The sequence below is a fragment of the Leifsonia psychrotolerans genome (assembly GCF_013410665.1).
GTDB classification, from domain to species: Bacteria; Actinomycetota; Actinomycetes; order Actinomycetales; family Microbacteriaceae; genus Cryobacterium; species Cryobacterium psychrotolerans_A.
This window is the reverse complement of the sequence record NZ_JACCFM010000001.1, coordinates 3351100-3377724: the sequence shown is the minus strand read 5'-3', so window position 1 is coordinate 3377724 and position 26625 is coordinate 3351100. Positions and strand designations below refer to the sequence as shown.

Sequence of the window (26625 nt, the reverse complement as noted above, 5' to 3'; positions counted from 1 at the left end):
CAACTCCGATCTCGCGTGAGTGTGAGCCGTACTAGTTCGAAGCGACCGCGCGTGACGCAACCGCGCGACGGCGCAGCAACACCAGGAGCACGAGCACGACGGCGAGCAGTACGCCGATGACCGCCCAGAGAATCCACGACATCGGGCTGGTCGACGACGCCGGGTCGACCGCAGTTGTTCCGGCCTTCGCCTCGACCTGCATGTCGCTCGTCGGAACAGCGAGCGCCTGTGCACAGGCGGAATCCAGCTCAAACGTCGCCGAGACCGGGTCGAACTCCTCGCCAGCGGGGTAGGTTCCGAATGCTGCGACACCGGCATCTGTCAGCGTCGTCGGCACAGCCGTGAGCGTGACGGTCTGGGTCGATTCGGTGCCTGCACCATCGGCGATCATCGGCGGTGCTGCCGCCAGGTCGAGCTGCACGAAGCGCACGTCGGCGGCGTTCACTGCCTCACCCATCTGGGTGTTGCCCGTCACATCGAACACGAGGTAGGCGGTCGCCGCATCGACGAACTCGATGCGCGGGTTGGCGATCTTCGTGTCAAGAATGCCCTCATGGCCGGTGAAACGGATGTCGCCGACGAAGCTGACGAGACCAGTCTCGGCTTGTGCGTCGTAGGTTCCGGTTCCGCCGGTCCAGGAGAAGGCACCGTTGGCGTAGGTCGTTCCGGCACCGAGCTCCCAGTCGCCATTCGCAATGGCGCTTGTCAGGTAGCTGCGGAAGCCTTCCTTGAAGCCCCAGTCCAGGGTGGCGGCCGAGACCGTGCACCCGGCGGCGGCCGAAACGGCCGGCTGTTCGACGGCGGGCTTGGGTCCGACGAAGGACGCCGTCGACACGGTTCCCGTCGAACCGGCCGGGGCGGCTCCGTTGGCGCCGATCGTGAAGCTCAGCGGCGAAAGCGCCGCCCCGGCGCTGTAGAAGCCGTTGAAGGCGGTCGCGCCGGCTGCGGTCACGGTGACCGCGGCATCCGTCACGGTGAATGCGCCGTCGCGCAGCGCGCCATTGCCGGCAATGTCGACACGACCGAGGTCGGTGCGGCTGCCGTTGACCGAGACGACCAAGGTGGCCGCTGCCGGTGAATCGATGCGCACCGTGGGGTTCGCGAAGGTGAGGTCGAGCACGCCACCGTGACCGGTGAACCGCACTGCTCCCGCGTAGTTTCCCTCGCCCGTCTGCGCTGCAGCGTTGTAGCTGCCGCCGGACTGACCGAACCGGTAGGCCTCGTCACCGGAGGTGGCTCCGCCCGAGACCGAGATGCTGCCGTGAGCGATAGTACCGGTGATGTAGTTGCGGAAGGCCGAACTGACGCCCCATGTGAGCGACCCGCTCTGCAGCTGCGGCTGGTTGCCGCCGTTACCCGTGGTCGGAGTCGTCGGCGGGACCGGCATGGGATCGGGCTTCGGGGTTGGGTCAGGCTTCGGGGTCGGGTCGGGCTTGACGCTCGGGGCACCGACGGTGAGGTCCATCGAGTCGAGCACGGTGCCGGCCGGGTAGAAGCCGTCCATGGCCGCGGACCCGGCGGCCGTCAGGACGACCTTGGCGTTCTCGAGGCGGAAGACGTTGGTCGTTGCTGTTGCCGCGGCGCGAAGCACCTGGCTCTTCGGAGTGAGGTCGATCGTGGCGTACTCGACGGACACTCCGTTGATGAAGACGATGAGGGTGGCCTTCGTAGCGGAGTCGAAACGAATCATCGGGTTCGCAAACGAGAGGTCAAGAGCACCGTCATGGCCGATGAATCGCATGGTCCCCGAGTAGAGCGCGGCGCCGGTGCCGGTTGACGGGTCGAACGTTCCACCGGACTGCGCGAAGCTGAAACTGCCGTTTACGGCGGTTGCACTGCCGGAGACGACGATGCGGCCGTGCGCAATCGGCCCAGTGACATAGTCACGGAACGACTTGCTCACACCCCAGTTGAGCGAACCGGTTTCGGCGACCGGGGGATTCGGGTCGGAAGCCGCAAACGCGATCGGAGTCATAGTCTCGAAACCGGCGTACTTCGCACCACCACCGGAATACGTGTAAATGCCGTAGTTACCCGTCGCCGGCTCCTTATCGAAGCCCTTCTTCACGGTCATCGTGATCGCGAAGCTACCATCAGCCTTCAACTCGATCGACCGCCCCGCCATGCCGGGAAGCGTCATACTCTCGGCCGGAACAGCCCACTTCGTGTTGGCCGCATCCGTCGCCCGCGCCGCACCATCCGCCTCAACCGACGGCTGCCAGACATCCGCGAACTTACCAAACGCCACATACGTCCCAGCGAACGCACCCTGCAACGGCGGACGAGTACCATCCGTGGCCGGAGCCGACGGCACGAACCCGGCACCAGTGACCGTGATCGTCTCGCCCGCAGCATTCAAACCCGTCGACTTCGTCACCGACACCGTCGGAACCGGAGCAGGAGCCGCAAACGCGATCGGAGTCATAGTCTCGAAACCGGCGTACTTCGCACCACCACCGGAATACGTGTAAATGCCGTAGTTACCCGTCGCCGGCTCCTTATCGAAGCCCTTCTTCACGGTCATCGTGATCGCGAAGCTACCATCAGCCTTCAACTCGATCGACCGCCCCGCCATGCCGGGAAGCGTCATACTCTCGGCCGGAACAGCCCACTTCGTGTTGGCCGCATCCGTCGCCCGCGCCGCACCATCCGCCTCAACCGACGGCTGCCAGACATCCGCGAACTTACCAAACGCCACATACGTCCCAGCGAACGCACCCTGCAACGGCGGACGAGTACCATCCGTGGCCGGAGCCGACGGCACGAACCCGGCACCAGTGACCGTGATCGTCTCGCCCGCAGCATTCAAACCCGTCGACTTCGTCACCGACACCGTCGGAACCGGAGCAGGAGCCGCAAACGCGATCGGAGTCATAGTCTCGAAACCGGCGTACTTCGCACCACCACCGGAATACGTGTAAATGCCGTAGTTACCCGTCGCCGGCTCCTTATCGAAGCCCTTCTTCACGGTCATCGTGATCGCGAAGCTACCATCAGCCTTCAACTCGATCGACCGCCCCGCCATGCCGGGAAGCGTCATACTCTCGGCCGGAACAGCCCACTTCGTGTTGGCCGCATCCGTCGCCCGCGCCGCACCATCCGCCTCAACCGACGGCTGCCAGACATCCGCGAACTTACCAAACGCCACATACGTCCCAGCGAACGCACCCTGCAACGGCGGACGAGTACCATCCGTGGCCGGAGCCGACGGCACGAACCCGGCACCAGTGACCGTGATCGTCTCGCCCGCAGCATTCAAACCCGTCGACTTCGTCACCGACACCGTCGGAACCGGAGCAGGAGCCGCCGTCGGTTCAGCCGTCGGTTCAGCCGTCGGTTCAGCCGTCGGTTCATCCGTCGGTTCAGGATCAGGCGCGGCCGCGAACGTCACCGTCGTGGCGGTGTTCATGCTTGGATCGCTGAGACCGGCGCCGTGCGCGCGCGAGGTATAGAAGGCGTAGCCGCCGTCCTGTGATGCAGGAACCGTCATCGTCTGGGAGAACGTGCCATCCGCCGCCGGCACGATCACTGCCGTTTCGCCGATCAGCGAAGCGGACCCAGCGTAGAAGCCGGCCAGTCCGACGGGGCCGAGAGACAGATAGATTCCCGGTGCGGGCACAGCGAAGCCGCTACCGGTGACTGTGACGGTGCCGCCCCCCGCGGGAACCTCGGTCACCGTCACGGCGGGACCGCCCACCGGTTCATCGGCGAGCGCCGGCATCGCGGTGACAACAGACGCACCACCGACCAGAAGCGAGACGACCACTGTCGCCAGAAGTGTTCGGAACCGGCTTGCCGGCGGGGAGGCGTGAATCATGGAACGAGAACTCCAGACGTGGTGATCTGTGCACACGCCGCCGGGCGCGCCAACGGAACGAATTCCGACGATGAGCGAGGATGAGCGACGAGCGCAGTGTGAGAACCAGAGGGGGGGAAACTTCACCCGCTTAGGTGAGGCTAAGCTAACCGTAGAGGGCGCGTGAAGATGCTGTCAAGCTGAGGATAGGCTATCCTAAATAATTGTGCCCCTCTCTCCCTCGCGCCGTCGCCTGACCAGCGCCATCCTTGCCCTCGTCGTCGTCTCTTCCGCCGCCGGCTGCGCGGCGACAACCGACCCGGTGACCGGCGCTACGGCCACCCCTGACACCGCCGCGGCGCAGTGCCCCGGAGCCGACGTTCCACTCACCGAACTCGTCGCCGCCGCCTCGCCCGCCACCCTGACCGGCGAATCGACGGCCTGCCTGTCGTCGCAGGCCATCGAGCCCATCGCCGGCACCCCGACGCCCGCCCTCCCCGTGACGGTCACCGACAATGACGGCCTGACGGTCACCGTGACGAACGCCGACCGCATCATCGCCGTCGACCGCTCCGGCACCCTCGCCGCAACGGTCTTCGCCCTCGGCCTCGGCGACCGCGTGATCGCCAGGGACAGCTCCACCGAGTTTCCCGGCGCTGCCGATCTGCCGTTGATCACCCAAAACGGCCATGAGCTGGCCGCCGAAGCGGTGATCGCCCTTGCCCCCACAGTGATCCTGACCGACCGCACCGTCGGCTCCCGCGACGTGCTCGCCCAGCTGCGTGAGGTCGGGATTCCGATCGTCGTCGTCACGGCCGACCGCAGCCTCAGCGACAACGCGGTTCTCATCGGCCAGGTCGCCACCGCGCTTGGCGTTCCAGCCGCGGGCACCGCACTCACCGAGCGACTGACCAGCGAGACGGATGCGACAATCGCGTCGATCGCCGCTCTCGCCCCACAGAACCCCGCGGATCGCCCGCGTATCCTGTTCCTCTATATGCGCGGAGCGTCAAGCATTTACTACATCTTCGGTGCCGAATCCGGAGCCGATTCACTGATCGACAGTCTCGGCGGCATCGACGTGGCGTCGGAGTTTGGCTGGCAGGGCATGAAGCCCTTGACGGCGGAAGCCCTCGTCGCTACGGCACCCGACGTGCTGCTCGTGATGACGAACGGTCTCAAATCGGTGGGCGGGGTCGACGGCCTGCTCGACACCATTCCGGCGTTGCAGGCCACCCCCGCTGGGCAGCACCGACGCATCGTCGATATGCGTGACGACGCGATTCTCGCGTTCGGTCCGCGCACCTCCGAAGTGCTCGATTCGTTGGCCCGCGCGATTTACGCGCCGGATGCGTCGTGACGCTCGATCGCACAGCTGCGGCCTCCGCCACCCGCCGCGCCCTCCTCTTCACCGGCCTCAGCGTCGCACTGGTCCTGATGGTGCTCGTCTCGGCCGGCAGCGGTCAGGTCGCGATCACCCCCGGCGGCGTGCTCGCCTCGATCGGCCGCGCGCTTGGCTTCGACTCCGGCGGCGGCGCTGACACGGCGATGACCGACGCCACACTCTGGACAATCCGTTTTCCCCGCATTGTGATGGCGCTGCTGATCGGTGCGGCCCTCGCCTCGGCGGGCACACTCATGCAGGCGATCTTCGGCAACCCGCTGGCCGAACCGAGCGTTGTCGGTGTCTCGTCAGGAGCCGCGCTCGGGGCCTCCCTCAGCATCGTGCTCGGCTGGACGTTCCTCGGCGAATGGACGATCGCCGTCACCGCCTTCGCCGCCGGTCTCATCACCACCCTGGTGATCTATCTCTCGAGCCGCTCGAACGGCCGCACCGAGATCGTCACGCTCGTACTCACCGGCATCGCCGTGAATGCCGTCGCCGGCGCCGGGCTCGCCCTACTCACCTTTCTCGGCGACACCAGCGCCCGCGAACAGATCATTTTCTGGCAGCTGGGCAGTTTGAACGGATCCCGCTGGGAACAGGTCGGCGTGGTGCTGCCGCTCATCGTCGTCGGCCTCATCGTCGCCTTTTTGCTGGCCCGCACCCTCGACCTCTTCGCCCTCGGCGAGCGCAGCGCGCGCCACCTCGGCGTCAACGTCGAGCTCGTGCGCATCATCATCATCGTCGTCGTCGCCCTGCTGGTCTGCGCGGCCGTCTCGTTCGCGGGCATCATCGGCTTCGTCGGTTTGGTGGTGCCGCACCTCATGCGCATGATCATCGGCCCGGCCCACCTGCCGCTGCTCACAGCGAGCGCGATCGGTGGCGCCCTGCTGCTCGTCACCGCCGACCTGGTCGCTCGCACCGCCGTGCCGATGGCCGATCTGCCGATCGGAATGCTCACCTCGCTCGTGGGCGGTCCGTTCTTCTTCTGGCTGCTGCGACGCACCCGCCGCCGCGAAGGAGGGTGGGCCTGATGCACACCGCACACGCGCTGACCCCCCACGCGGATGCCGTGCCAACGCACGAACCCGCCATCTGCACGACCGGCGTCTGCGTCGACATCGACTCTCAGCGCATCCTCGACGAGGTCGACTTCGTCGCTCAGCCGGGCGAGGTGCACGCACTGATCGGCCCGAACGGCGCCGGCAAGTCGACGCTGCTCGCCGTGATTGCAGGCGACCAGGCCACCACAGCCGGTGCCGTGCGGATCGCCGGCCGCCCCTTGGCGGAGTGGCAGTTGCGCGCGCTGGCCCGTGAACGTGCGGTGCTGTTGCAGGACCACTCAGTGTTCTTCCCGTTCACGGTGCGTCAGGTCGTCGAAATGGGCCGGGCACCCTGGGCGCGCACGGCCCAGGAAGACGAGGATGACGCCGCCGTCGCCGCTGCACTCACGGCCACCGACATCGAGCATCTGGCAGAACGCCGACTGCCGACTCTGTCCGGCGGCGAGCGCGCTCGGGCCGCATTCGCCCGGGTGCTTGCGCAGCGCACCGGCATCCTGCTGCTCGACGAACCGACGGCGGCCCTCGACCTCGGCCATCAGGAAGCCGTGCTGCAGCTCGCCCGCGAGCGGGCCAGGGCCGGCGACGCTGTCGTGGTCGTCCTTCACGATCTGTCACTGGCGGCGGCCTGGTCCGACCGGATCACGCTGCTCGAGCGGGGGCGCGTCGTGGCCAGCGGTACCCCCGGCGACGTGCTCACGGCCGAGCGCGTCAGCGCCGTCTATCGGCATCCGGTCGAAGTGATCCGGCATCCGCTCACCGACGTGCCAATCATTCTGCCGGTGCGCCAGCTCGGCTGATACCGATGCCTCACCGCACTGCCGGCCTGGCAGACTAGTCGAATGACTACAATCGCCGTGCTGGGCAGTGCAAATATGGACCTCGTCGTGCAGATGGCCCGCCTCCCGCTGCCGGGTGAAACCATCTTCGGCTCGAGCTTCACGACAGTTCCCGGCGGCAAGGGCCTGAACCAGGCCGTGGCGGCCGCCCGAATGGGTGGCACCGTCGATTTTCTCGGCGCCGTCGGCACCAACGCCTACGGCCGCGATCTGCACACGTTGATGACTGCGGAGGGAATGCGTACCACCGGCCTCGCGCTCGTTGATGCCCCCACCGGCACCGCCCACATCTCGGTCGTCGGCTCGGGTGAGAACTCGATCGTCGTCGTTTCGGGCGCCAACGCCTGCGTGACCGCACTCACCGACGTGCAGCACGCCACCATCGAGAGTTCCGCATTCCTGGTGATGCAGTGCGAACTGCCACTGAGCGCGCTCGTCGAGGGCATCGCCGTCGCCCGAGCAGCCGGTGTTTTCACCGTGCTCACACCGGCTCCGGTGATGCCGTTTCCGGAGGGATTTCTTGCGTCGGTCGACCTCATCGTGCCGAACCAGATCGAAGCGTCTGAACTGACCGGAGAGAGCGATCCGGTGCGCGCCGCCGAGGTGCTCAGCGCCGACCAGACCTGGGCGATCGTTACCCTGGGCGCAGAAGGCGCGGTGATCGCGCACGACGGTGTCGTGCTCGGACTCGCCCCGGCCCGTCCGGTGAAGGCCGTCGACACGACCGCCGCCGGCGACACCTTCGTGGGTGCGCTCGTGGCCCGATTGGCTGCACTGCGCGGCGCCGGTTCGACGGATGCGGCAGCTGCGTCGGGCTCGAGCTCGGGCTCGGCCGCTGCCTCGGGCTCGGCCGCTGCCTCGGGCTCGGCCGCTGCCTCGGGCTCGGCCGCTGGCTCGGGCTCGAGCTCGGCCGACGCCGCGGCATCCGCTCGCAGCACCATCAGCGAATCCGACATGATCGAGGCCGTGCGCTGGGCGACCGTCGCATCGTCGATCGCGGTCACGCGCGCCGGCGCGACCAGCTCGATGCCGACGCTGGCCGAGGTCGCGGCGATTCTGGCGTAAGTCGCGCAGTACGACAACGCCGCGCGCAGGTTGTGGTGCTGCGCGCACGCTAGACCATGCGCCCAGCGCCACAACCTGCGCGGCACATCCGGTCAACAACAGGGCGAACGTGGCACCGAGTGCTGGGCACACGGGCTACCGTGCGCCTGCGGCCATACCCTGCGCCGAGTGCACCGGGCCTGCTCGGACTAGCCGGGGCGCAGTCAGACGATCGGCACGTGCCCGGTCAGGTCGGCGCGCTGACCCGACGCGTGAATGGCCCCGGTGGCGAGGCCGTCAACCCAACTCAATCCGCCGGTGGCGAGCGCCAGCCAGGTAGCGGCATCCATTTCGACGACGTTCGGCGGGGTGCCGCGGGTGTGCCGCGGGCCCTCGATGCACTGCACGGCGCCGAATGGTGGCACGCGCACCTCGAGCGTGTTGCCCTCGGCCTGCTCGGCGAGCAATTGAAGCGTGTAGCGCACGGCCAGCGCACGCACATCGCGGCTCGATGTGGCGCCCGCAGCGGCATCCGTCTGCCACTGGCGCACGGCGGCGAGCCCGGCCGCGTCCTCAATTCGAGCCCTACCCATGCTTCTATCCTCCCATCCACCCGCCGCCCGACGCCGCCCGACGGCGCCCAGACAGCGCGCGAGTTGCCGGAGATCGCCCCGTGGCGGCGCTTCATGTGGCGATGTGTGGCAATTCGTGGGCGCGGGCAGTGGCGCCGAGCCCGTCCGGTAACCTGAGACTGTGAAAATTCTGGTCCTCGGCTCCGGTGCTCGCGAGCACGCAATCGTCACCGCTCTGCTCCGCGAAGAGCCGCGCCACGAGATCGTTGCGGCACCCGGCAACGCCGGAATTGCCGCGGATGTTCCGTGCGTCGCCCTCGATGCGAATGACCCGGACGCCGTCACCAACTTCGCGATCGCCGACAACGTCGATCTCGTGGTCGTTGGGCCGGAGGCTCCCCTCGTCGCCGGCGTCGCCGACGCACTGCGCAGTCGAGGCATCCCCGTCTTCGGACCGGGCCAGGCCGCAGCCGCCCTCGAAGGCAGCAAGACGTTCGCCAAGCGCATCATGGATGCGGCCGGGGTTCCCACTGGTCGCGCCGTGCGCGCCGGCTCCCTCGCCGAGGCAGAAGCGGCCCTCGACGCGTTCGGCGCCCCTTACGTGGTCAAGGCCGACGGACTGGCCGCGGGCAAGGGTGTGCTCGTCACGAGCGACCGCGACGCCGCGATCGCCCACTCCACGTACTGGCTGCAGCACGGCAGCGTGCTGATCGAAGAGTTCCTCGACGGAGCGGAGGTGTCCCTCTTCCTGCTCAGCGACGGCCACACCGTGCTGCCGCTCTCGCCCGCGCAGGATTACAAGCGCCTCGCCGACGGCGATGCCGGCCCGAACACCGGCGGCATGGGTGCCTACTCCCCGCTGCCCTGGCTCGACCGGCGCTTTGGGAGCGAACAGGCTTTCGTGGACGAGGTCATCGCCACCGTCGCCCTCCCCACCGTGCGCCAGCTCGCCGCCGAAGGCACCCCGTTCATCGGGCTGCTGTATTGCGGACTGATTCTGACGGATGCCGGCATCCGCGTCATCGAATTCAACGCCCGATTCGGCGACCCCGAGACCCAGGTCGTGCTGCCGCGCCTGATCACGCCACTGTCTGGCCTGCTGCTCGCCGCGGCATCCGGCGAGCTCTCCTCGGTACCGCGCCCCGAATTCTCGACCGATGTCGCAGTCACCGTGGTTCTCGCCAGTGAGAACTACCCCGAGACTCCGATCACCGGTCGTGCGATCACGGGCCTGGCTGCCGCCCTCGCGGTACCCGGCGTCACGATCGCACACGCCGCGACCCGTCTCGAGGGCGACACCTTCATCGCCACCGGTGGCCGGGTGCTGAGCGTCGTCGCGGTCGGGAGTGACTTCACGGATGCGCGCGCTCGCGCCTACGACGCGATCGACACGATCACGCTGGAGGGCGCCCAGTTCCGCACCGACATCGCGGCTCGCGTCGCGCAGTAGGCACCGGCGCCACGCGCCAGAGCGCTGAGGCGCCGCTGCCACTCCCGTGCGTGCGCAGGCGCCCCGCGGTGCGGGAGAATGGTGACGTGACCCACGAGACCCCGCCGCCCGCATCCGTCGCCGTCGATCTGCCCGGATGGACCCATTCCTACTCGGGCAAGGTCCGTGACCTGTACGTGCCCGATGCGCCGAGCTCGGCCGCCGCGGCCAAACTTTCGGCTCTGGATCGGGTTCTTGTCGTCGCCAGCGACCGTGTGAGTGCGTTCGACCACGTGCTCGAGCCGGGAATCCCGGGCAAGGGCGAACTGCTCACGACCCTGAGCCTGTGGTGGTTCGACCGTCTGGCCGACGTGCCCAACCATCTCGTGGCCGACCATGTCATGAGCAAAGACGCCGGCACCGAACACACCGTGGGCCTGATTCCCGCCGCCGTTGCCGGCCGCGCCATGCTCTGCAAGCGCCTGGCGATGTTCCCGATTGAATGTGTCGTGCGTGGCTATCTCACCGGTTCCGGCTGGAAGGAATACCAGGTCTCGCAGACCGTCTGCGGCATCCCGCTGCCGGCCGGCCTCACGAACGGTGACCGTCTGCCTGAGCCGCTCTACACCCCGGCGTGGAAGGCCCCCTTGGGCGAACACGACGAGAACATTTCGTTTGAGCGCACCGTCGAGCTCGTCGGAGCGGATGTCGCGGCCGCCCTCCGCGACGCGTCACTGTCGATCTTCCGCGCGGCCTCTGCCATCGCTGAATCGGCCGGCGTCATCCTCGCCGACACGAAGTTTGAGTTCGGCACCGATCCCGAAACTGGCGTGATCACCCTCGGCGACGAGGTTCTCACAAGCGACTCGAGCCGCTACTGGGATGCCGCGGCCTGGCAGAACGGCACCACCCCCGAAGCCCGGATGGCCAGCTTCGACAAACAGATCGTGCGCGACTGGCTCGCCGCGAACTGGGACCAGACCGGCACCCCGCCCCTGCTGCCGACTCACATTGTGAAGCAGACCGCGGCGCGCTACCGCGAGCTGCTGGAGCGCCTCACCGAGTGACTCTGAATGACGGCAGATCCGGTTGAGTGTCACCGGGGGCGCGTAGTGTGCAGCCTATGCGAGTGAAGATGTGCAGCATCCATGTGGACGACCCATTGACGGCGTTTGAGTTCTACACGAACACCTTGGGCTTCGAGGAGCTCATGGTCATGCCCGAATACCAGCTGTACGTTGTCCAGTCCCGCGAAGACCCCCTGCTCGGACTCTTATTGGAACCGAGCGACAATTCGGTGGCCGAGGCCTATAAGAAGGGCCTACGCAAGCTCGGCGTCCCCGCGATTGTGTTCGGTACTGCCGATGTGCAGGCCGAGTTTGAACGGCTTCGCGCGCTGAACGTGCATTTCGAGCAAGAGCCGTCAACGGATGCGTCGGGCACGACCGCGATCTTCGACGACAGCTGCGGCAATCTGATCCAACTGCACCAGGACTGATCGGAATACGCAGCGCGCTGCCCCTGTTTGACTCACCATGAACACGTCCACGCGCGAATTATTGGCCCCCGAGACCGGTATGGGCGCTGTCACCGTGCGCGTGGGCAACCTTGACGCGATGATCGCCTACTACCGCGACGCCGTCACGCTCGAACTGCAGAGTCACGACGGTCCCGTCGCCGTGCTCGGCCGCGGCACGACACCGATCGTGATTTTGCAGCATGCTCCGCAACTGGCGGCGCCCGAGCCGCGCGCCGCCGGCCTGTTCCACACCGCGATTCTCTTTGACACTCAGGCACAACTCGCGGCAGCCGTCTACTCGGTCGCCACGAAGCACCCGGGAACCTTCACCGGCAGCGCTGATCATCTGGTCAGCGAGGCCTTCTACTTCACCGACCCCGAAGGCAATGGGATCGAGCTCTATTGGGACCGTGACCGCACGGCCTGGAGCTGGGCTCACGGCCAGGTCGAGATGTCCACCCTCGCCCTCGACCCGAACGAGTTCATCCGCGCCCATCTGACCGACGAAGCACTCGCCAATCCCTCGCTCGGCAATGCCATCGTCGGTCATGTGCATCTCTCGGTGGGCGATGTGGCGAGCGCCCGTTCGTTCTACGTTGACGCGCTCGGCTTCGAATCCACAGCCGAACTTGGCGGCTCGGCCCTGTTCGTCTCGGCTGGCGGCTACCACCACCACATGGCCATGAACACCTGGAACAGCGCCGGCTCCGGCAGGCGCCGCCTCGCCCTCGGACTCGGCCAGGTCGACATCATCGTGCCCGGCGCAGACGATCTCGGAGCACTGAACGAGCGGATGACGCACCACGGCATCAGCACCCGTGACGACGGGCAGACTCTCAGCTTCGATGACCCGTGGGCGAACCTGATTCGCGTGCGGACCGCGTAGGGCGAGCATCCGCCCGACGGTGACGGCTCAGCGGTCGGGTTGAACGATTCGACCCGAGTCCCACGGCACGGCCCAGCCGAGCTCCTCGAAGAGTCGGGACAGCACGTGCGCGGTGAACCCCCAAATGAGCCGATCCCCGACGGTGAACGCGGGCATCCGGTAGACGCCGCCGTGAACGGTGATCGACCGATTCGCCGGGTCGAGCAGGTCTGCGACGGGCACCCGGAACACCTCGATGGTCTCGGCATGGTCGACGGCAACCACCTCCGACGGGCGCGTCCACCAGGCCAGCACGGGCGTCACCAGGTGGTTGCTCGCGGTCAGGGACAGTTCGGGAAGGGCCCCCAACGTGTCAACACCGGACGGGTCCACGCCCGTCTCTTCGATGGCCTCCCGCAGGGCGCCGGCGGTAGCGTCGGCGTCGGCAGCCTCGAGCCTGCCGCCGGGGAATCCGATCTGCCCCGGGTGGCTTCCGAGCGTCTCGGCACGGCGCACGAGCAGCACATCGAGGTCCCGTGGCACCCGGGCGGTCGGTGAGCTGGCGCGCTCACCCCGATCGGCTCTCGTCGCGGGCACCGAATCGAGCACGCCGAAGAGCACAAGCACTGCGGCCGGCCGGCCCCGCGTCGAGTCGGGCAGGTTTCGCGTCAGATCGTTGCTCCAACTGAGTCCGCGGGCGCAGAGTTGCTCGAGGTCGGCTCGGGGGTCGTTCGGGGCTGGACGCATGACCCCAGCCTACGAAGGTTCCGCGAGGGGTGACACTCGTCGCAGTGCGGATCTACTGTGCGCCGCCGGTGCGCGAGGCCCGTCGCTTCGCGGCCCGGCTCAGTCCGTGTACCGACGCCTGGAACTCGTTGATGTTCAGTGGCCGACCGGGCAGCTTCGGGCGTTCGCCGCCGGCAACCCGCAGACCATCAAGCACGATCGAGAGTTGCCGTCGCCACTGGCCACCGTACGGTGTGCCCAGGGTGCCGAGCGAGCCGACGATCGTCACCAGCATGGCCACGTCAACGGCAGTGACGTCGCCGCGCAGATCGCCGTCACGCTTCGCCTGGGCGACGAGCGAGTTGATGAAGTTCTCAAAGGTTCCCGGTGGCCGATAGTTCGGGTCGATCACGGCGATCCGACGCAGAATCGGCGGCAGCGACGGGTCGGCCACAAGCCACTCCGCAACCCTTTCGGCATAGACGACGACGCCGTCCCAGGCGGTCGGCGCGGCGGCGATCTCGGCACGGACCGTCGCCAATTCGTCGAGCGCGACCTCATACAGCGTCTTCACCAGGTCGTCACGGCTGGGAAAGTTGCGATACAGCGTGGCTACACCGACCCCGGCGCGACGGGCGATCTCTTCGAGCGACGCATCCACACCGTTTTCGGCGATCATCGCACGAGCCTCGACGATGAGCCGCTCGCGATTCTGCCGGGCGTCCCGTCGACGGGGCAACGCCGAATCCTCGGTGGCGCGCGCAGAAGTTGTCATAACCTCAAGTCTAGGACTCCTGCCAAACTGGGGGGAGGAGAGTTGCCTCCTCCGATAACGCCCGAACGGAGTTGCCGTGCCCGTTGAGAAGAACACCCGCGAGTTCGATCCGAATATTGTGACAGATTTTCGAGACCGAATGAGCTACAGCTCGTATCTCGATCTTGACACTCTGCTGCGTGCCCAGCGCCCGGTGAGCACGCCCCCGCACCACGACGAACTCCTGTTCATCATCCAGCATCAAACGTCAGAACTCTGGCTCAAATTGATGCTTCACGAGCTGCGCGCGGCCAGCGCTGCGCTGCGAGCCGACCAGCTCGCCCCCGCACTCAAGGGCATCGCGCGGGTCAAGCACATCCAGCGCACACTCACCGAACAGTGGTCGGTGCTGGCCACCCTCACCCCGTCGGAGTATGCCGAATTCCGCGGTTTTCTCGGCAATTCCTCGGGCTTCCAGTCGTACCAGTACCGCGCCGTCGAGTTCGCTCTCGGAAACAAGAACCGCCGCATGTTGAGTGTGTTTGAGAGCGATCCGGATGCCCTGGCTCTGCTCACCGACGTCTATGAAGCGCCGAGCATTTACGACGAGTTCCTGCGCTATCTGCATCGCGCCGGCTATCCGATTCCGATCGATGTGGTGCAGCGCGACGTCACAGAGGCCTGGGTGCTGCACCCCGAGCTTGTACCGACGTTCGTCTCGATTTATCAGGATGCCTCGGCCAATTGGGCCGCCTACGAAGCCTGTGAAGAGTTGGTCGACCTCGAGGACAACTTTCAACTCTGGCGTTTTCGCCATCTGAAGACCGTGCAGCGCATCATCGGCATGAAGACGGGAACGGGCGGCTCCAGTGGCGCCGCATTTCTGCAGAAGGCCCTCGAACTCACCTTTTTCCCCGAACTCTTTGCGGTGCGCACCGAAATCGGCTCATGACCCATACCGTTCTGCCCGGCTTCCAAGACGCCCATGTGCATCTGGCGTTGTTCGACGCCACCGCGCTGAGGTCTGCGGGCATTGCGCGAGTCGTCGACCTCGGCGGCTGGCTCCCCGACACGGGCCGCCCTGAGCGCATCATCGACATCGACATTGAGATCGACTGTGCCGGCCAGTTCCTCACCGCCCCGGGCGGCTACCCAAGCCGACAGTCCTGGACTCCGCCGAGCAGCGTCTGCGCGGTTTCGACGCCGACGGATGCCGCCGCTGCCGTCGACCGGCAGGTCGCGGCCGGCGCATCCGTGATCAAAGTCACGCTGAACTCACTCGCCGGTCCCGTCTTGTCCACCGACGTGCTCGACGCGATCCTCGCCCGCGCCCACGCCCACGGGCTACCCGTTGTCGCCCACACCGAGGGCAGCGGCCAGGCGACACGTGCGTTCGCCGCCGGCGTCGACGTGCTCGCCCACGCCCCGTTCAGCGAGCGCCTCTCCGACGTCGAACTCGCGGCGATGGCCGGCTCAATCACCTGGATCAGCACCCTCGACATTCATGGCTGGGGTGAGTACGGCCCCGAATTCGAGCGTGCTGTCGACAATGTGCGCCGATTCCACGCGCGGGGCGGCCGGGTGCTGTACGGCACCGACCTGGGGAATGGCCCGCTGCCCGTCGGCCTGAATCACCGTGAAATCGAGGCGCTGATGACAGCCGGCTTCTCCGCCGATGATGTGCTCCGCGCGCTCACCGGCCGGTTGGCCCACGCACACGGGAGCGTTTCGACCAGGCCCGTGGCCGAGACAGGTTCGGTCACGCTCATTCCCGGTTCGCAGCCGCACGACCGCCGCGCATTTGTCGACTGGCTGTGCACCGCACGCGCCGTAACCCCCGCCGAACTGGAGGCACTTCGATGACCACTGGCAGTCCCCTCTCCCCCTCAACTTCCGCTTCCGAAGCACCGCACCGGGACCCGCACCTGGATTTTGCCCGACGCATGGATCGGATCGACGGCCTCGCCCACTACCGGAGCCGCTTCCTCGGCCTCGATGACGTGCCGACGCGAAACGACAGCACCGCTGCCGACGCAGACCCCGATACCGACACCGTCACGGGCACGGGCACGGCACCGGCCACTGCCGCCTCCGTCGTCTATCTCGATGGCAATTCCCTCGGTCGACCCACCCGCGCCAGCGCCACACGCATCGCCGATTTCATCGAACATACCTGGGGCGCACGACTCATCCGCGGCTGGGATGAGCAGTGGATGGAGCTCCCCCTGACGATCGGCGACGACCTGGCCGCCGCCGCACTCGGCGCCGCAGCCGGCCAGACGTTCATCGGTGACTCGACGACCGTCGTGCTGTACAAACTGGCGCGCGCCGCGGTCGACGCGCAGCCCGGCCGCACCACCCTCGTGCTCGACACCGACAACTTTCCGACCGACCGCTACATTCTCGAGGGCATCGCCGCCGAGCGTGGGCTGACCCTGCGCTGGATCGAAGCCGACACCACCGCCGGCGTCACTGCGGAGCAGGTCGCCCACGCCGTCGACGAGAACACCGCGCTTCTGCTGCTCAGCCACGTCGCCTACCGGTCGGGTTTCGTGGCCGACCTGGCCGCGATCACCCGCATCGCCCACGACGCCGGCGCACTCGTGCTCTGGGATCTCTCCCACTCGGTCGGTTCGGTGCCCGTCGAGCTCGACGCCGCCGGTGTCGACCTCGCCGCCGGCTGCACCTACAAGTATCTGAACGGCGGCCCGGGATCCCCCGCGTTCGGCTACGTTCGTGCCGACCTGCAGGAACGGCTCGCCCAGCCTATTCAGGGCTGGATGGGCACCACCGACATCTTTCTGATGGGCCCGGGGTACCAGCCGGCCACGGGCATCCGTCGGTTCATGAGCGGCACCCCTGCGATCCTCGGAATGTTGGCCATGCAGGACACCATCGGCATGATCGCTGAGGCCGGCATCGATCGGATCAGGGCAAAATCGGTCGCGTTGACCGACTTCACGATCGCACTCGCCGACGAATGGCTGGCGCCGTGGGGCGTCACCGTCGCGTCGCCCCGTGAGGCCGGCCGTCGCGGCGGACATGTCACACTCAACCATCCGGCGATGCGCGAGGTCACGGCTCTGCTCTGGCAGCAGAATGTGATTCCCGACTTTCGCGCGCCGGAAGGCCTGCGCATCGGCCTCTCCCCTCTGTCGACCAGCTTCGTTGAAACCTACGAGGGCATGCGTGCCGTGCGCGAGACACTGCGCGGCATCCTGCTGAAGCAGTCGGGCCTCGCGCCACAGCAGTGATCGCGAGACCAGCGTCAGGGTGCGTTCGGCGGCACCGATCCGGCCTGAAATGCGTCGTGCGCGATGCGAATATGACGTGCGGCATTCGACAGCGACACGGAATAGTGGCCGGGCAGAAGCGCATCGATGTTCAGCCCGTCGAGCACCGCGAGCGTGTTCGCGTAGGCGGGAATGTCAACGTCGTGCAGATTCTGCAGTGAGATTCGCCCGCGAGTGAAGACGCAATCGCCCGAGAACAGAATCCGTGCCGAGCCCGGACCGGGCGCATTATCCTGCAGCAGAAAACAGAGGTGTCCGCGCGCGTGGCCCGGTGCGGCAATGACACGGATGCTGCGCCCCCCGAACCCCCTCGTTTCGCCCCCTGCAAGCGGCAGTACCGGGGCAGCACCGCCGTACGCGTAGTCCGCGGGGTACGCGCCGCTGGCCTTGCCCCGGTCGAGGCTGATGCCCTGCAGATCGCCACGCGACACCCACTCGGCCGCGGCAGCGCCCGCGTAGGCCGTCAGGGTGGGAAAGGCGGCGAGCAGGTCGGCCGTGCCCCCCGAATGGTCGGCATGGCCGTGCGTGAGCAGCAGCGTTCCCGGCTGAGTCAGGTCGAGCCCCCGCGCGGCAGCAACCGAGCGGATGCTCGCGACGATGCGCGCCGAATCGTTGCCGCTGCCCGCGTCGATGACGGCCCAGCCCGTGGTGCCTTCGATGAGATAGACATGGCAGTCAAGCGCATCGCTCAGGTCGAAACCCGCCGCGCCGCTGCCCACCAGATGCACCCCGGGACGCAGCGTGATCGCGCTCATGCGGACCGTCGCCGCCCCACCAGCGCGCCCCGCACTCGGTCGAGCACCCGAAACGGCAATAACCCGTAGTGGTAGAAGTCAACCGAATCGGCTCCGGCAGCCTGTGCCACCGCCGCCTTCGCCGCCAGGTTGGCCTCGTCAGAACAGTCCGGGTTGCCCGGCCGCAACAGCACCCGCAGCATCCGTGCGTCGTCTGCCGCATCGCCCGTCGCCTCGGCTGACACCTCGTCTTCCGCATCGTCTGCCGTATCGAGCACCGCTCGATACCGGGCCGTCTCGTCCGCCACCCGCTCGGCGTCCTGCGCGTAGGCGAGAATCCCCACCCCGGAGTGCGCGGCAATGGCAGGAATGTCGATACCGAGTTGCCACCCCTCGTCGAGCCCCGACGCTGGGCCCGGCAGCCCGTCGCCGTAGCCCTGCATCGCACCCATCAGGTCGAGAAAGGTCAACCGTACGCCGCGCGCAGCGAGTGCTGCGGCCACCTCCGCGACCAGGCTGGTCACCGTGGCCGACCGCGCGAGCGCAAAGTTGTGCAGTTCGATTCCGCCCGCTTCAGCGAGCAGCTGTGGCGTCAGTGCGGTGTCGCCGAGCCGCGCCTCGATGCCGTCGAACGGGCGCTCAACCAATCGAACGGCACTCGTGCGTGCTGCGGAGACGTCGACCCCGACATCCGTCGCCGCCTTGACGCAGTAGCCGCAAAAGCACAGCCCGAGCAAAAACTGCTCGAGCGCTCCCAACCCGACGAAGTCGCGCTCATGGTGATAGCCGTGGCCGAAGGCGCCGAAATGCAACGATTCAGCGATCACTTCCCTCACTCCGAGACCGGCCACGGCGAGCGCCAATTCGACGCAGTACTCGCGCACGCGGGGGTTGGCGGGGCAGAGATCGGCCGGGGCCGCCCGGTCGCCGAAACAGCTGAGCTGGGTGGTCTCCGGATGCCGCAGCCCGAGCTCCTCGTTGTGCAGGAACACGGCCCACCCCACGACGCCGACCCCGTGCGCCGCCGCACCGCCGAGCGTCGCGGGTCCGAAGTCGGCATCGTGCTGCAGCACGGCCGGCACCAAGCCACTGCCGGTGAACGCGTCGGCGGCGGGCACAAAGCTCACGCCGTCGCGCCGCACCGTCACCCGGCGCGGGCCATGCGGAGTGACGTCCCGCGCCGCGTGATAGGCGAACGAGACGGCCAGCTCGGTGCAGCCCCACTCGGCGGCACGACGCGCGACAGTGTCGACGCCCTCACCCAGAAGATCTTCGACAGAAGCAAAAAGTGCGCTCATGGGGTTCCTAAAAGTAGCAGGTGAACAGGTCGACGATGCGGTCGTCTGCATCCAGCACGGGCACGACGCGCCACTTATCGAACGCCGTACACGGATGCGAAATACCGAAGCAGACGAGGTCGCCAGGGCGCAGCTCGAGGCCCGAGTTCAGGCGCAGGTAGCCGTGCTGATCGTCCATTCCCGGAACCTCGGCGCGGCCCCGAATCGGCTCAAGCTCGGTCGAACCCGCGCGGCGCAGCGCGAGCGGGATCGGCATCCCCTCGTCGTAGGGCGCATCACGTTTGCCCATCCCCACGATCGCCAGCCCGGGTTCTGGGGCCGAAATCACCTGCGCCCAGATCTCGAGTGCGGCCTCGAGGTGGCCCTCCTCGGGAATGCGGTTGAATCCGGTCTTGCCCACGTAGACGCCGTCGTCATGGCTGGCATACGCGCCGCTGCGCAGAATCAGCTGCAGCCCGTGTTCCGTCGCCCACGAGCCCGCGAGCTCCGAGGCGACGAGGTCGAAGTAGGCGCTGCCGCCGGCTGTCACGACCATGCGCCCGCTCACCAGCCCGGCCCGGGCGATTCCGTCGACGACGGCGCGCACCTCGGTGAAGTAGCCGCGCACGGCATCCGTGGTCTTCAAGCCGCCTTCATAACTCGAGACGCCGGCCAAACGGATCTCGGGGGTCGCGGCCACGACGTGGGCCAGCGCGAGCGCTGCGTCGGCGCCACGTACGCCGGTGCGTCCCCCGGTCCAGCCGAGGTCGACGAGCACCGAGAGGCCGTCGGCAAGCAGAGGGTGCCGCGCGCCGGCTTCCGCGATGACGCGCACACCCTCAGCGGAGTCGACCAGGCAGAGAAATTCTCGAGACGAGTCTTCGATGAGCAGCTGGGCAATCGCGTCGAGGGCGACCGGGTCGAGGATCTCGTTGGCGAGCAACACCCGCGTCACGCCGTGTCCCCAGGCGACCCGCACCTGCTGCGCCGTCGCCAGAGTGATACCCCAGGCCCCCGCGTCGAGCTGCCGGTGGAAGAGTGCGGGCGCCATGCTGGTCTTGCCGTGCGGCGCGAAGTCGAGGCCGTGCCGACGGCAGAACGCCGCGAGGGTCTCGACATTGGCGGCGAGCGCCGCCTCACGCACGATCATGGCGGGCCAGGTGAGGCTGCCGTCGAACAGCGAATGCCCGGCGGCCAGATAGTCGTCGACCGTTTCTTCGGTGAGACCGGGCCAGATGGCCTTCTCGTGCCAGTCGATGTGCGGGGTGCTGGTCATGATTCCTCGTTGTTCTCGTGAGCTGTGCCGTCGTGCGCCGTGCTGTCGTGCGCCGTGCTGTCATTGTCGGCACCGGGGGCGAGTGCGGCGATGGTGGCCAGCACCAGGTCGACGGCCAGTCGCACCTCGCCGAGATCGACGGACTCGTCGATCGTGTGCGCATCGGCGATGTCTCCGGGGCCGAAGACGACGGCGGGAATGCCGACGCGGGCTATCTTGCTCGCATCCGTGCCGAAGGGCATGCCGCTCGGCTCCGCGGCGAGACCGGCGGTGCGCAGGGCGCTCCGAAGGGCCGTCACGATTGTGGCATCCAGTGGGGTGTCGAGGGAATAGTCAACGGTGAACGGTGGGTCGATTGTGACACGGCCAGGAAGCTCGCGATCGAGCTCCGCGCGCAGCTCATCGAGCACGGTCTCGGGCTCTTCCCCGGGCACGGTTCTGCGATCCACGTCGAGTTCACAGCTGCCGGGCACCACGTTGGGCCCCTCACCGGACGCGATGCGGGTGACGGTTCTGCTGCCCGTTCCCAGCAGCGGATGCCGCGGGGCCAGCGGCTGCACCGATTCAATGCGCTGCACCACGGTCGCCGCGAGACCGATCGCGTTCATCGCGTCAGCTGGGCGTGAACTGTGGCCGGAGACCCCGCTGATGCGCACGGTCGCTCGCACGCAGCCGGTGTGCGCGATGCCGGGAACCAAGCTCGTGGGTTCGCCGACGATGGCCCCGACAAAATCGGTGTCGCCCGCGGCCGCGAGAAAGGCCAGAACACCACGGTAGGCGTGCTCCTCGTCGGCGACGGCGGCGAGCACGACGGTCACGGGCGGGGGGCACGATGAAGCGGCCAGCCGGGCGAGGGCGACCATGAATGCGGCGAGCGAGGCCTTCGCGTCTGCGGAACCGCGGCCGTACAGCCGATCGTTCGCCACGCGGGGCAGAAACGGCTGCGTCATTCCGTCGACCTCGACGGTGTCGAGATGCGTTTCCAGCAGCACGGCCCGCTCGCTCGCCCCGGCGACAGAGGCGACGACGTTGGGCCGACCGGGCAGCGCCTCCTGCAACGCCGCGGTCACCCCGCGCGCGCTCAACCAGTCGACGACGTACTCGGCGAGCGCCTGCTCACCGGGCCGGTCGGCGCAGGGCGCCTCGTCTCGGGGAGTCACACTCGAAATCGTGACGAGCTCGGCCAGCACCAGGTCGATCGCCGTCTCGGAGTGAACCGAGGCCACGGCATCCGCGTGGGGCGTCATCGTTTTGATTCGCGGGAGTAGAACAGCAGCAGCACCAGGATGAGAGCGCCGAGTGCGACGCGGCGCCACGCCTCCGAGAAGTCCCAGGCGCTGAGCAACGACGTGAGCAGCGTGAGCAGCAACGCACCCGAGACGGTGCCGAGCAGGTGGCCGCGACCGCCCAGGATGGAGGTTCCCCCGAGCACCACCGCGGCGATTGAGAGCAACTGATAGGGGCTGCCCATGGTGAGCGAGCTGGTTCCGGTGAAGCCGAGCAAGACGAGCCCCGAGACGCCCGCGAGAACGGCGCAGGCGGTGTACATGGTCAGGGTGGTTGCTCGCATCGGCACGCCGGCCGCCCGGGAAGCCGTCGCGCTGCTGCCCGCGGCGAAGGCGTAGCGGCCCATTCCCGACCCGTGCAGCAGCCAGAGAGTGAGTGCGGCGAAAGCCAACCAGACCAGGAACGCCCACGGAATGCCGGCGATGGAATCGTTGGCAATCACGCGAAGAAGCGGAATATCGGCCGAGCGGGGGCTGCCGTTCGTGTAGATCAGCAGCACACCGGTGAGGATCGTACCGCTCGCGAGAGTCATCACGATCGGTGGGATGCCCAGAAAGATGACCCCGGCGCCGTTGAAGGTTCCGACCACCGCGCAGGCGATCAGCGCGACGATCACGCCGGCGACCGGCCCGCCCGCCTCGGCGATCTGGGCACAGACGACAGCGGAGAGCGCGACGACACCCGAGACCGAGAGGTCGATGCCGCCCATGATGATCACGAGGGTCTGACCGAGCGCGATGATCCCGAGGAACGCCGCCGTCTGCAGCAGATACTGGGTCGTGGCCGGCGCGCCGAACGAGGGCGAGACGAGCACGGCGATCAGCCAGAGTGCAGCGAGAGCGATGAACGACAGCACGGCACGGCTGCCGAGCGCGGAACGCACGCCGACGCTGAGACCTGACCGCGCTGCCGGGCGAGGCCCGTCGTCGTGGGGGTCGCTGCCGTGGGGAGCGCCGCCGCCGGGAGCGCTGGCACCGAGCCGGGCGGCATCCGGGGTGAGTGTGCTGGTTTCAGACATCTAGACCGCCTGCTTTCCACGGGTGAGGACGTACTTGGAGGCGAAGGCGATGATGAGAACGCCACCCTGCACCACGAGCTGGTAAAACGGCGAGACGCCGATGAAGAGCAACAGAATCGGCAGGATCGCCACGACGAGTGCGCCCATGACGACCCCACGCATCCGCCCGATTCCGCCCAAAAAGCTCACGCCGCCCAGAATCGACGCGGCGATCGTGTTGAGCGTGTACGGCACGCCCAGGTTAGCGTCGCCGGTTCCCGTCTGAATCGTCAACGCGATGCCCGCGATACCGGTGAACAGTCCGCTGAGCCCGTAGGCCCACAGTGTGACCGAACGAACCCGGATCCCGCTGGCGAACGCGCCGTGCTCATTGCCCCCGACCGCATAGATCGAGAGACCAAAACGCGACCGCGCGATGTACTTCCACAGAGCGAGCACGATGATGAGCGCGACGACGCCGAGGGCCAGGCCGTTCCAACCCTTGTTGTACGCGCGGATCAGGTCTGCGGGAATCAGTCCGCCGGGCTGCGGAAGAATCACAAGCGTCACCCCGGACCAGAGGAATGAGGCGGCGAGCGTGACGATGATCGGAGGGAGCCGGGCGAATGCGACAAGCGCCCCGTTCAACAACCCGACCAACATTCCGACCGAGAGCGCGATCAGAATCGCGCCGACCACGCCGACTCCGGTGCCCGCGAGAACCGCGAAGATCGACATGACGAGCGAGAGCACGGCACCGATCGACAGGTCGATACCGCCCGTGAGCATCACGATTGCCTGCGCCATCGACGCGATGATCAGCGGCAAGAACTGGGCCGACAGCATGATGATCGATTTGCCGGTGAACAGGCTCTGGTCGTAGAGGGCGTAGAGCGAGAGCAGCACCAACAGAAGCAGGCTGATGCCGACGAGTTCGGCGCTGCGTTGGAAGATCACGTCTGTCACGCGTCGAAGCAGCCCGACGGGCGCCGCGGCCGACCCGGTCTGGGCCGAAGGCGCAGGCTTCGTGGCGAGGTCAAGCGACATCGGGTTCACTCTCCTTGACGATGACGGAGGCATGCACAAGCGCTTCCTCGGTGATTTTTTCGCCTTGCAGCCGCTCGACGATGCGGCCCTCGTACATGACGGCGATCTCATCGCAGAGACCGATGAGTTCAAGCGTGTCGCCCGAGGTGACGAGAATCGCCAGGCCGTCATCTGCGAACTGACGCAACAGCCGGTAGATCTCGCGCTTGGTGCCGACGTCGATACCGCGGGTGGGTTCGGCCAGCAGCAAGACACGGGGTTCGGTGGGCAGCCATTTGGCGAGCGCAACCTTCTGCTGGTTTCCGCCCGAGAGACGGCGCACCTCCTGCGTCGGGCGAGCCTTGATCTGCAGCTTCGCGATCATCTCGGCGACCAGGTCGCGGCCGGCACGGCGGTTGACGGTGCCCAGGCGGCGCAGCGGCGCGAGGAGCGGAATATTGGGCAGCTGCAGGTTGGCGGCGACCGACAATCCCACGTCGACGCCCTCGACCTTGCGGTCCTCCGGCACGTAGATGATGCGGTTGCTGATGGCGTGGCGGGGGGCCGAGATGGTGACGGGCTTGCCGTCGAACTCGATCTGGCCGGTATGCGCGGCGAGTCCGAAGAGGGCACGCAGAACCTCACTCTGTCCCTGGCCCTGCAGCCCGCCCAGACCCGTGATGGTGCCGGGGCGCAGTTCGAAGCTGACCCCGTGCACGGCACGGGGAACGCTCAGGTCGCGAACCCGAAGGAGCGGCGCGACGCCGGCCGCGGCATCCGCTGATTTGGGGGGAAAGATGGCGGAGAGAGCGCGACCGAGCATGAGCTGAACGATGTCATCTTCTGTGGTCTCGGCACGCGCGCGCGTGGCGACGTAGGCGCCGTCCTTCAACACCGTGAGCCTGTCGCAGATGGCGAAGAGTTCGCTCATGCGGTGCGTCACGATGACCACGGCGCCACCCTCGGCGCAGAGCCGCCGAACGACACGGAAGACGTTCTCGACCTGGCTGTCATCCAGCGCGGACGTGACCTCGTCGAGGATCAGCAGCGTCGGCTTCGAGACGAGGGCCTTAGCCAGTTCGAGCAGCTGCATTTCGCCCAGCGTGAGCGTGGCGACGGTGTCGGCGGGCGAGACGGTGAGACCGACCTCGTCGAGAAACGGCTGGGCCGCCTTCTCGAGGCTGCGCTGGGTGGCCACGCCCCGACGCACGGGCCAGTTGCCCAGGAACACGTTTTCGGCCACGGTCTGGTGCGGGTTGAGGCTCAGCTCTTGGTGCACCGCACCGATACCGACCAGTCGGGCCTGCTTGGGCGACCAGGTGGTTGCGATCTGCCGACCGTCATAGTGGATCGTTCCGGAGCTCGGCGCGGTCATACCGGTGATAAGCGAGAGAATTGTGCTCTTTCCCGCACCGTTCTCGCCCACGAGGCCGAGCACCTCGCCGCGTTTGATGTCAAGGCTCACCTCGTGCAGCACCTCGATGCCCACGTAGCTCTTTGAGACCGCATCGGTGCGCAGCAGCGGTTCGGTTCTCGGTTCTTCGGCCACCATGTGCGGCTCCTTTGCTCGTCGGCCAAGGCCGATACGGTGACGGTGAAACGGAAAGGCGAAGGGGCGCCAGGCAGAAACTGCCTGGCGCCCACAGCGACGCCCTAGAGGCCGAGCAACGCCTTGATGTCTGCGTCACTGAACTCGTTGATCGGGTACGAGTCGTCCGGCTCACCGGTCTTCACGAACTCGGTCAGGTTATCGTTGGTGATCTCGGGCAGCGGAATCTCGATCCACTTCGGGATGTCCTTGCCCTGCTTGATCGCGACGGCGGCACGCAACGCGACGGCGCTCATCCAGTTGGGCTGAGCGGTCGACATCGACGAGAAGCCGTTGGGAATGTTGTCGCTCCACGCCTTAAGGAATCCGTTGTAGTTCTCACCGGTGATCGGGATCATCGGGGCGTCACGCTTGATGAGCGTCTGCAGTGCGGCCAGGCCGAGTGCACCGCCCTGGGCGAAGACACCGTCGATGTCCGGGTTTGCAGCGTAGGCGGATGCGAATGCCTGCGCGGCCGGCGCGATGTTGTACTCGCTGTTGAGGGTCGTCACGATTTTGATGTCGGGGTTCTTGTCGAACACCGCCTTGGCTCCCGCCCAACGGTCTTCGCTCACTGCAACACCGGCGGGGCCGTTGAAGGCAATGATGTCTCCCTTGCCATCGAGTTCGTCCACGAGCCACTGGGCGAGCATGCCACCCCACTTGCCCTGATCGGTGCCCACCTTGGTGACCTTGTCGCTCGTGACGAGCGAGTCGAAGTTGACCACGGTGATGCCCTCCTCGATGGCATCTTCCATGACCGGGTTCAGCGCGGTCGAGGAGCCGGCATCGACGAGGATGATGTCGTACTTCTGCTGAATCATGGTGCGGATCTGGGCGATCTGCTGCGAGGTGTCGCCATTGGCGTTGAGCGTCTCGATCGAAGCGACGATGCCCTGGTCCTTCAGACGGCCGGCTTCCTCGTTGAGGAGCTTTTCGGTCTGCTGCATCCAGGACGGGCTGAGGTAGATGGTCGACCAGCCGACCTTGAGGTTCTCGGCGACGCCGGCCGTGGCCGGGCCGTCTGCCTCCGCTGACGCATCGGCGCTACAGGCACCGAGAGTGAGGACGATTGCTGCTGCCGCGCCGATGGCGAGGGTCTTGCGAACACGTGAAAACATGCTTCTCCTTTGGAGCTTGCCTAAGAGGGGGATTGGT

Annotated in this window: 23 protein-coding genes; 11 read left to right on the top strand and 12 right to left on the bottom strand. The window is 67.1% G+C overall.

The window, feature by feature from the left end:
- Window positions 1–31: 31 nt before the first annotated feature.
- Complete coding sequence (locus HNR05_RS15365; RefSeq protein ID WP_179579935.1) at window positions 32–3817, bottom strand: HtaA domain-containing protein; 3786 nt, start codon at window positions 3815–3817, stop codon at window positions 32–34.
- Window positions 3818–4022: 205 nt separating this feature from the next.
- Between HNR05_RS15365 and HNR05_RS15360 the strand changes: the two genes are divergently transcribed.
- The 4 genes from HNR05_RS15360 to HNR05_RS15345 are packed head-to-tail and all read left to right on the top strand — an operon-like array spanning window position 4023 to window position 8145.
- Window positions 4023–5156 (top strand): ABC transporter substrate-binding protein, encoded by a 1134-nt coding sequence (locus HNR05_RS15360; RefSeq protein WP_179579934.1) that lies wholly within the window; start codon window positions 4023–4025, stop codon window positions 5154–5156.
- On the top strand, window positions 5153–6214 hold the full coding sequence (locus tag HNR05_RS15355) for a FecCD family ABC transporter permease (protein WP_343062625.1): 1062 nt from the start codon (window positions 5153–5155) through the stop codon (window positions 6212–6214). The genes HNR05_RS15360 and HNR05_RS15355 overlap by 4 nt, the downstream gene beginning before the upstream one ends.
- A complete protein-coding gene (locus HNR05_RS15350; protein WP_179579933.1) occupies window positions 6214–7041 on the top strand; it encodes a heme ABC transporter ATP-binding protein in 828 nt (275 codons plus the stop codon). Before HNR05_RS15355 ends, HNR05_RS15350 begins: the two co-directional genes overlap by 1 nt.
- A 42-nt stretch (window positions 7042–7083) precedes the next feature.
- On the top strand, window positions 7084–8145 hold the full coding sequence (locus HNR05_RS15345) for a ribokinase (RefSeq protein WP_179579932.1): 1062 nt from the start codon (window positions 7084–7086) through the stop codon (window positions 8143–8145).
- Between the two features lie 203 nt (window positions 8146–8348).
- Here the strand turns inward: HNR05_RS15345 and HNR05_RS15340 are convergent, their stop codons facing one another.
- A complete protein-coding gene (locus HNR05_RS15340; RefSeq protein WP_179579931.1) occupies window positions 8349–8717 on the bottom strand; it encodes a sterol carrier family protein in 369 nt (122 codons plus the stop codon).
- Between the two features lie 160 nt (window positions 8718–8877).
- On the opposite strand from HNR05_RS15340, the gene purD reads away from it, so the two are divergent.
- The 4 genes from purD to HNR05_RS15320 all read left to right on the top strand — a co-directional run bounded on the left by purD (window position 8878) and on the right by HNR05_RS15320 (window position 12530).
- Window positions 8878–10146: a phosphoribosylamine--glycine ligase gene (gene purD / locus HNR05_RS15335; protein WP_179579930.1), complete on the top strand. Its 1269-nt coding sequence runs from the start codon at window positions 8878–8880 to the stop codon at window positions 10144–10146.
- Window positions 10147–10232: 86 nt separating this feature from the next.
- Window positions 10233–11192 carry a phosphoribosylaminoimidazolesuccinocarboxamide synthase gene (locus tag HNR05_RS15330; protein WP_179579929.1) on the top strand — a complete coding sequence of 320 codons (960 nt, stop codon included), beginning with the start codon at window positions 10233–10235 and terminating at the stop codon, window positions 11190–11192.
- A gap of 56 nt (window positions 11193–11248) precedes the next feature.
- The gene (locus HNR05_RS15325; RefSeq protein WP_179579928.1) at window positions 11249–11623 is read left to right on the top strand and encodes a VOC family protein; all 375 of its coding nucleotides are present in this window, start codon (window positions 11249–11251) and stop codon (window positions 11621–11623) included.
- A 37-nt stretch (window positions 11624–11660) separates the two neighbouring features.
- A complete protein-coding gene (locus HNR05_RS15320; RefSeq protein WP_179579927.1) occupies window positions 11661–12530 on the top strand; it encodes a VOC family protein in 870 nt (289 codons plus the stop codon).
- Between the two features lie 27 nt (window positions 12531–12557).
- Here the strand turns inward: HNR05_RS15320 and HNR05_RS15315 are convergent, their stop codons facing one another.
- Complete coding sequence (locus HNR05_RS15315) at window positions 12558–13256, bottom strand: NUDIX hydrolase (RefSeq protein WP_179579926.1); 699 nt, start codon at window positions 13254–13256, stop codon at window positions 12558–12560.
- A 52-nt stretch (window positions 13257–13308) separates the two neighbouring features.
- Window positions 13309–14010: a TetR/AcrR family transcriptional regulator gene (locus HNR05_RS15310; RefSeq protein ID WP_179579925.1), complete on the bottom strand. Its 702-nt coding sequence runs from the start codon at window positions 14008–14010 to the stop codon at window positions 13309–13311.
- Window positions 14011–14086: 76 nt separating this feature from the next.
- Here HNR05_RS15310 and kynA point away from each other — a divergent pair, with 76 nt between their 5' ends.
- Genes kynA through HNR05_RS15295 form a run of 3 tightly spaced genes read left to right on the top strand, consistent with a single transcriptional unit; the run spans window position 14087 to window position 17243 of the window.
- Window positions 14087–14941: a tryptophan 2,3-dioxygenase gene (gene kynA / locus HNR05_RS15305; RefSeq protein WP_179579924.1), complete on the top strand. Its 855-nt coding sequence runs from the start codon at window positions 14087–14089 to the stop codon at window positions 14939–14941.
- Complete coding sequence (locus tag HNR05_RS15300) at window positions 14938–15852, top strand: amidohydrolase family protein (protein WP_179579923.1); 915 nt, start codon at window positions 14938–14940, stop codon at window positions 15850–15852. Before kynA ends, HNR05_RS15300 begins: the two co-directional genes overlap by 4 nt.
- The gene (locus tag HNR05_RS15295) at window positions 15849–17243 is read left to right on the top strand and encodes a kynureninase (protein WP_425485090.1); all 1395 of its coding nucleotides are present in this window, start codon (window positions 15849–15851) and stop codon (window positions 17241–17243) included. Before HNR05_RS15300 ends, HNR05_RS15295 begins: the two co-directional genes overlap by 4 nt.
- Before the next feature lie 14 nt (window positions 17244–17257).
- Here the strand turns inward: HNR05_RS15295 and HNR05_RS15290 are convergent, their stop codons facing one another.
- The 8 genes from HNR05_RS15290 to HNR05_RS15255 all read right to left on the bottom strand — a co-directional run bounded on the left by HNR05_RS15290 (window position 17258) and on the right by HNR05_RS15255 (window position 26588).
- The gene (locus HNR05_RS15290; protein ID WP_179579922.1) at window positions 17258–18037 is read right to left on the bottom strand and encodes an MBL fold metallo-hydrolase; all 780 of its coding nucleotides are present in this window, start codon (window positions 18035–18037) and stop codon (window positions 17258–17260) included.
- Window positions 18034–19314 carry a hypothetical protein gene (locus tag HNR05_RS15285; protein WP_179579921.1) on the bottom strand — a complete coding sequence of 427 codons (1281 nt, stop codon included), beginning with the start codon at window positions 19312–19314 and terminating at the stop codon, window positions 18034–18036. Before HNR05_RS15285 ends, HNR05_RS15290 begins: the two co-directional genes overlap by 4 nt.
- A 7-nt stretch (window positions 19315–19321) precedes the next feature.
- Window positions 19322–20569 carry a type III PLP-dependent enzyme domain-containing protein gene (locus tag HNR05_RS15280; RefSeq protein ID WP_179579920.1) on the bottom strand — a complete coding sequence of 416 codons (1248 nt, stop codon included), beginning with the start codon at window positions 20567–20569 and terminating at the stop codon, window positions 19322–19324.
- Window positions 20566–21816, bottom strand: coding sequence for a M20 family metallopeptidase (locus tag HNR05_RS15275; protein ID WP_179579919.1), 1251 nt, complete (start codon window positions 21814–21816; stop codon window positions 20566–20568). The genes HNR05_RS15280 and HNR05_RS15275 overlap by 4 nt, the downstream gene beginning before the upstream one ends.
- Complete coding sequence (locus HNR05_RS15270; RefSeq protein ID WP_179579918.1) at window positions 21813–22874, bottom strand: ABC transporter permease; 1062 nt, start codon at window positions 22872–22874, stop codon at window positions 21813–21815. The genes HNR05_RS15275 and HNR05_RS15270 overlap by 4 nt, the downstream gene beginning before the upstream one ends.
- Window positions 22875–23900, bottom strand: a complete 1026-nt coding sequence (locus tag HNR05_RS15265; RefSeq protein WP_179579917.1) for an ABC transporter permease — start codon at window positions 23898–23900, stop codon at window positions 22875–22877.
- The gene (locus HNR05_RS15260) at window positions 23890–25431 is read right to left on the bottom strand and encodes a sugar ABC transporter ATP-binding protein (RefSeq protein WP_179579916.1); all 1542 of its coding nucleotides are present in this window, start codon (window positions 25429–25431) and stop codon (window positions 23890–23892) included. Before HNR05_RS15260 ends, HNR05_RS15265 begins: the two co-directional genes overlap by 11 nt.
- A 101-nt stretch (window positions 25432–25532) precedes the next feature.
- Window positions 25533–26588 carry an ABC transporter substrate-binding protein gene (locus tag HNR05_RS15255; protein ID WP_179579915.1) on the bottom strand — a complete coding sequence of 352 codons (1056 nt, stop codon included), beginning with the start codon at window positions 26586–26588 and terminating at the stop codon, window positions 25533–25535.
- Window positions 26589–26625 lie beyond the last annotated feature (37 nt).

Bases quoted from the DNA above. Each gene is read 5' to 3' on its own strand.
- HNR05_RS15295 (WP_425485090.1), top strand. From the start codon at position 15,849: ATGACCACTGGCAGTCCCCTCTCCCCCTCAACTTCCGCTTCCGAAGCA.
- HNR05_RS15275 (WP_179579919.1), bottom strand. From the start codon at position 21,816: ATGACGCCCCACGCGGATGCCGTGGCCTCGGTTCACTCCGAGACGGCG.
- HNR05_RS15340 (WP_179579931.1), bottom strand. From the start codon at position 8,717: ATGGGTAGGGCTCGAATTGAGGACGCGGCCGGGCTCGCCGCCGTGCGC.
- HNR05_RS15285 (WP_179579921.1), bottom strand. From the start codon at position 19,314: ATGAGCGCACTTTTTGCTTCTGTCGAAGATCTTCTGGGTGAGGGCGTC.
- HNR05_RS15365 (WP_179579935.1), bottom strand. From the start codon at position 3,817: ATGATTCACGCCTCCCCGCCGGCAAGCCGGTTCCGAACACTTCTGGCG.
- HNR05_RS15265 (WP_179579917.1), bottom strand. From the start codon at position 23,900: ATGTCGCTTGACCTCGCCACGAAGCCTGCGCCTTCGGCCCAGACCGGG.
- HNR05_RS15310 (WP_179579925.1), bottom strand. From the start codon at position 14,010: ATGACAACTTCTGCGCGCGCCACCGAGGATTCGGCGTTGCCCCGTCGA.
- HNR05_RS15270 (WP_179579918.1), bottom strand. From the start codon at position 22,874: ATGTCTGAAACCAGCACACTCACCCCGGATGCCGCCCGGCTCGGTGCC.
- HNR05_RS15255 (WP_179579915.1), bottom strand. From the start codon at position 26,588: ATGTTTTCACGTGTTCGCAAGACCCTCGCCATCGGCGCGGCAGCAGCA.
- HNR05_RS15290 (WP_179579922.1), bottom strand. From the start codon at position 18,037: ATGAGCGCGATCACGCTGCGTCCCGGGGTGCATCTGGTGGGCAGCGGC.
- HNR05_RS15325 (WP_179579928.1), top strand. From the start codon at position 11,249: ATGCGAGTGAAGATGTGCAGCATCCATGTGGACGACCCATTGACGGCG.
- HNR05_RS15320 (WP_179579927.1), top strand. From the start codon at position 11,661: ATGAACACGTCCACGCGCGAATTATTGGCCCCCGAGACCGGTATGGGC.
- HNR05_RS15315 (WP_179579926.1), bottom strand. From the start codon at position 13,256: ATGCGTCCAGCCCCGAACGACCCCCGAGCCGACCTCGAGCAACTCTGC.
- HNR05_RS15350 (WP_179579933.1), top strand. From the start codon at position 6,214: ATGCACACCGCACACGCGCTGACCCCCCACGCGGATGCCGTGCCAACG.
- HNR05_RS15300 (WP_179579923.1), top strand. From the start codon at position 14,938: ATGACCCATACCGTTCTGCCCGGCTTCCAAGACGCCCATGTGCATCTG.
- HNR05_RS15345 (WP_179579932.1), top strand. From the start codon at position 7,084: ATGACTACAATCGCCGTGCTGGGCAGTGCAAATATGGACCTCGTCGTG.
- HNR05_RS15280 (WP_179579920.1), bottom strand. From the start codon at position 20,569: ATGACCAGCACCCCGCACATCGACTGGCACGAGAAGGCCATCTGGCCC.
- HNR05_RS15260 (WP_179579916.1), bottom strand. From the start codon at position 25,431: ATGGTGGCCGAAGAACCGAGAACCGAACCGCTGCTGCGCACCGATGCG.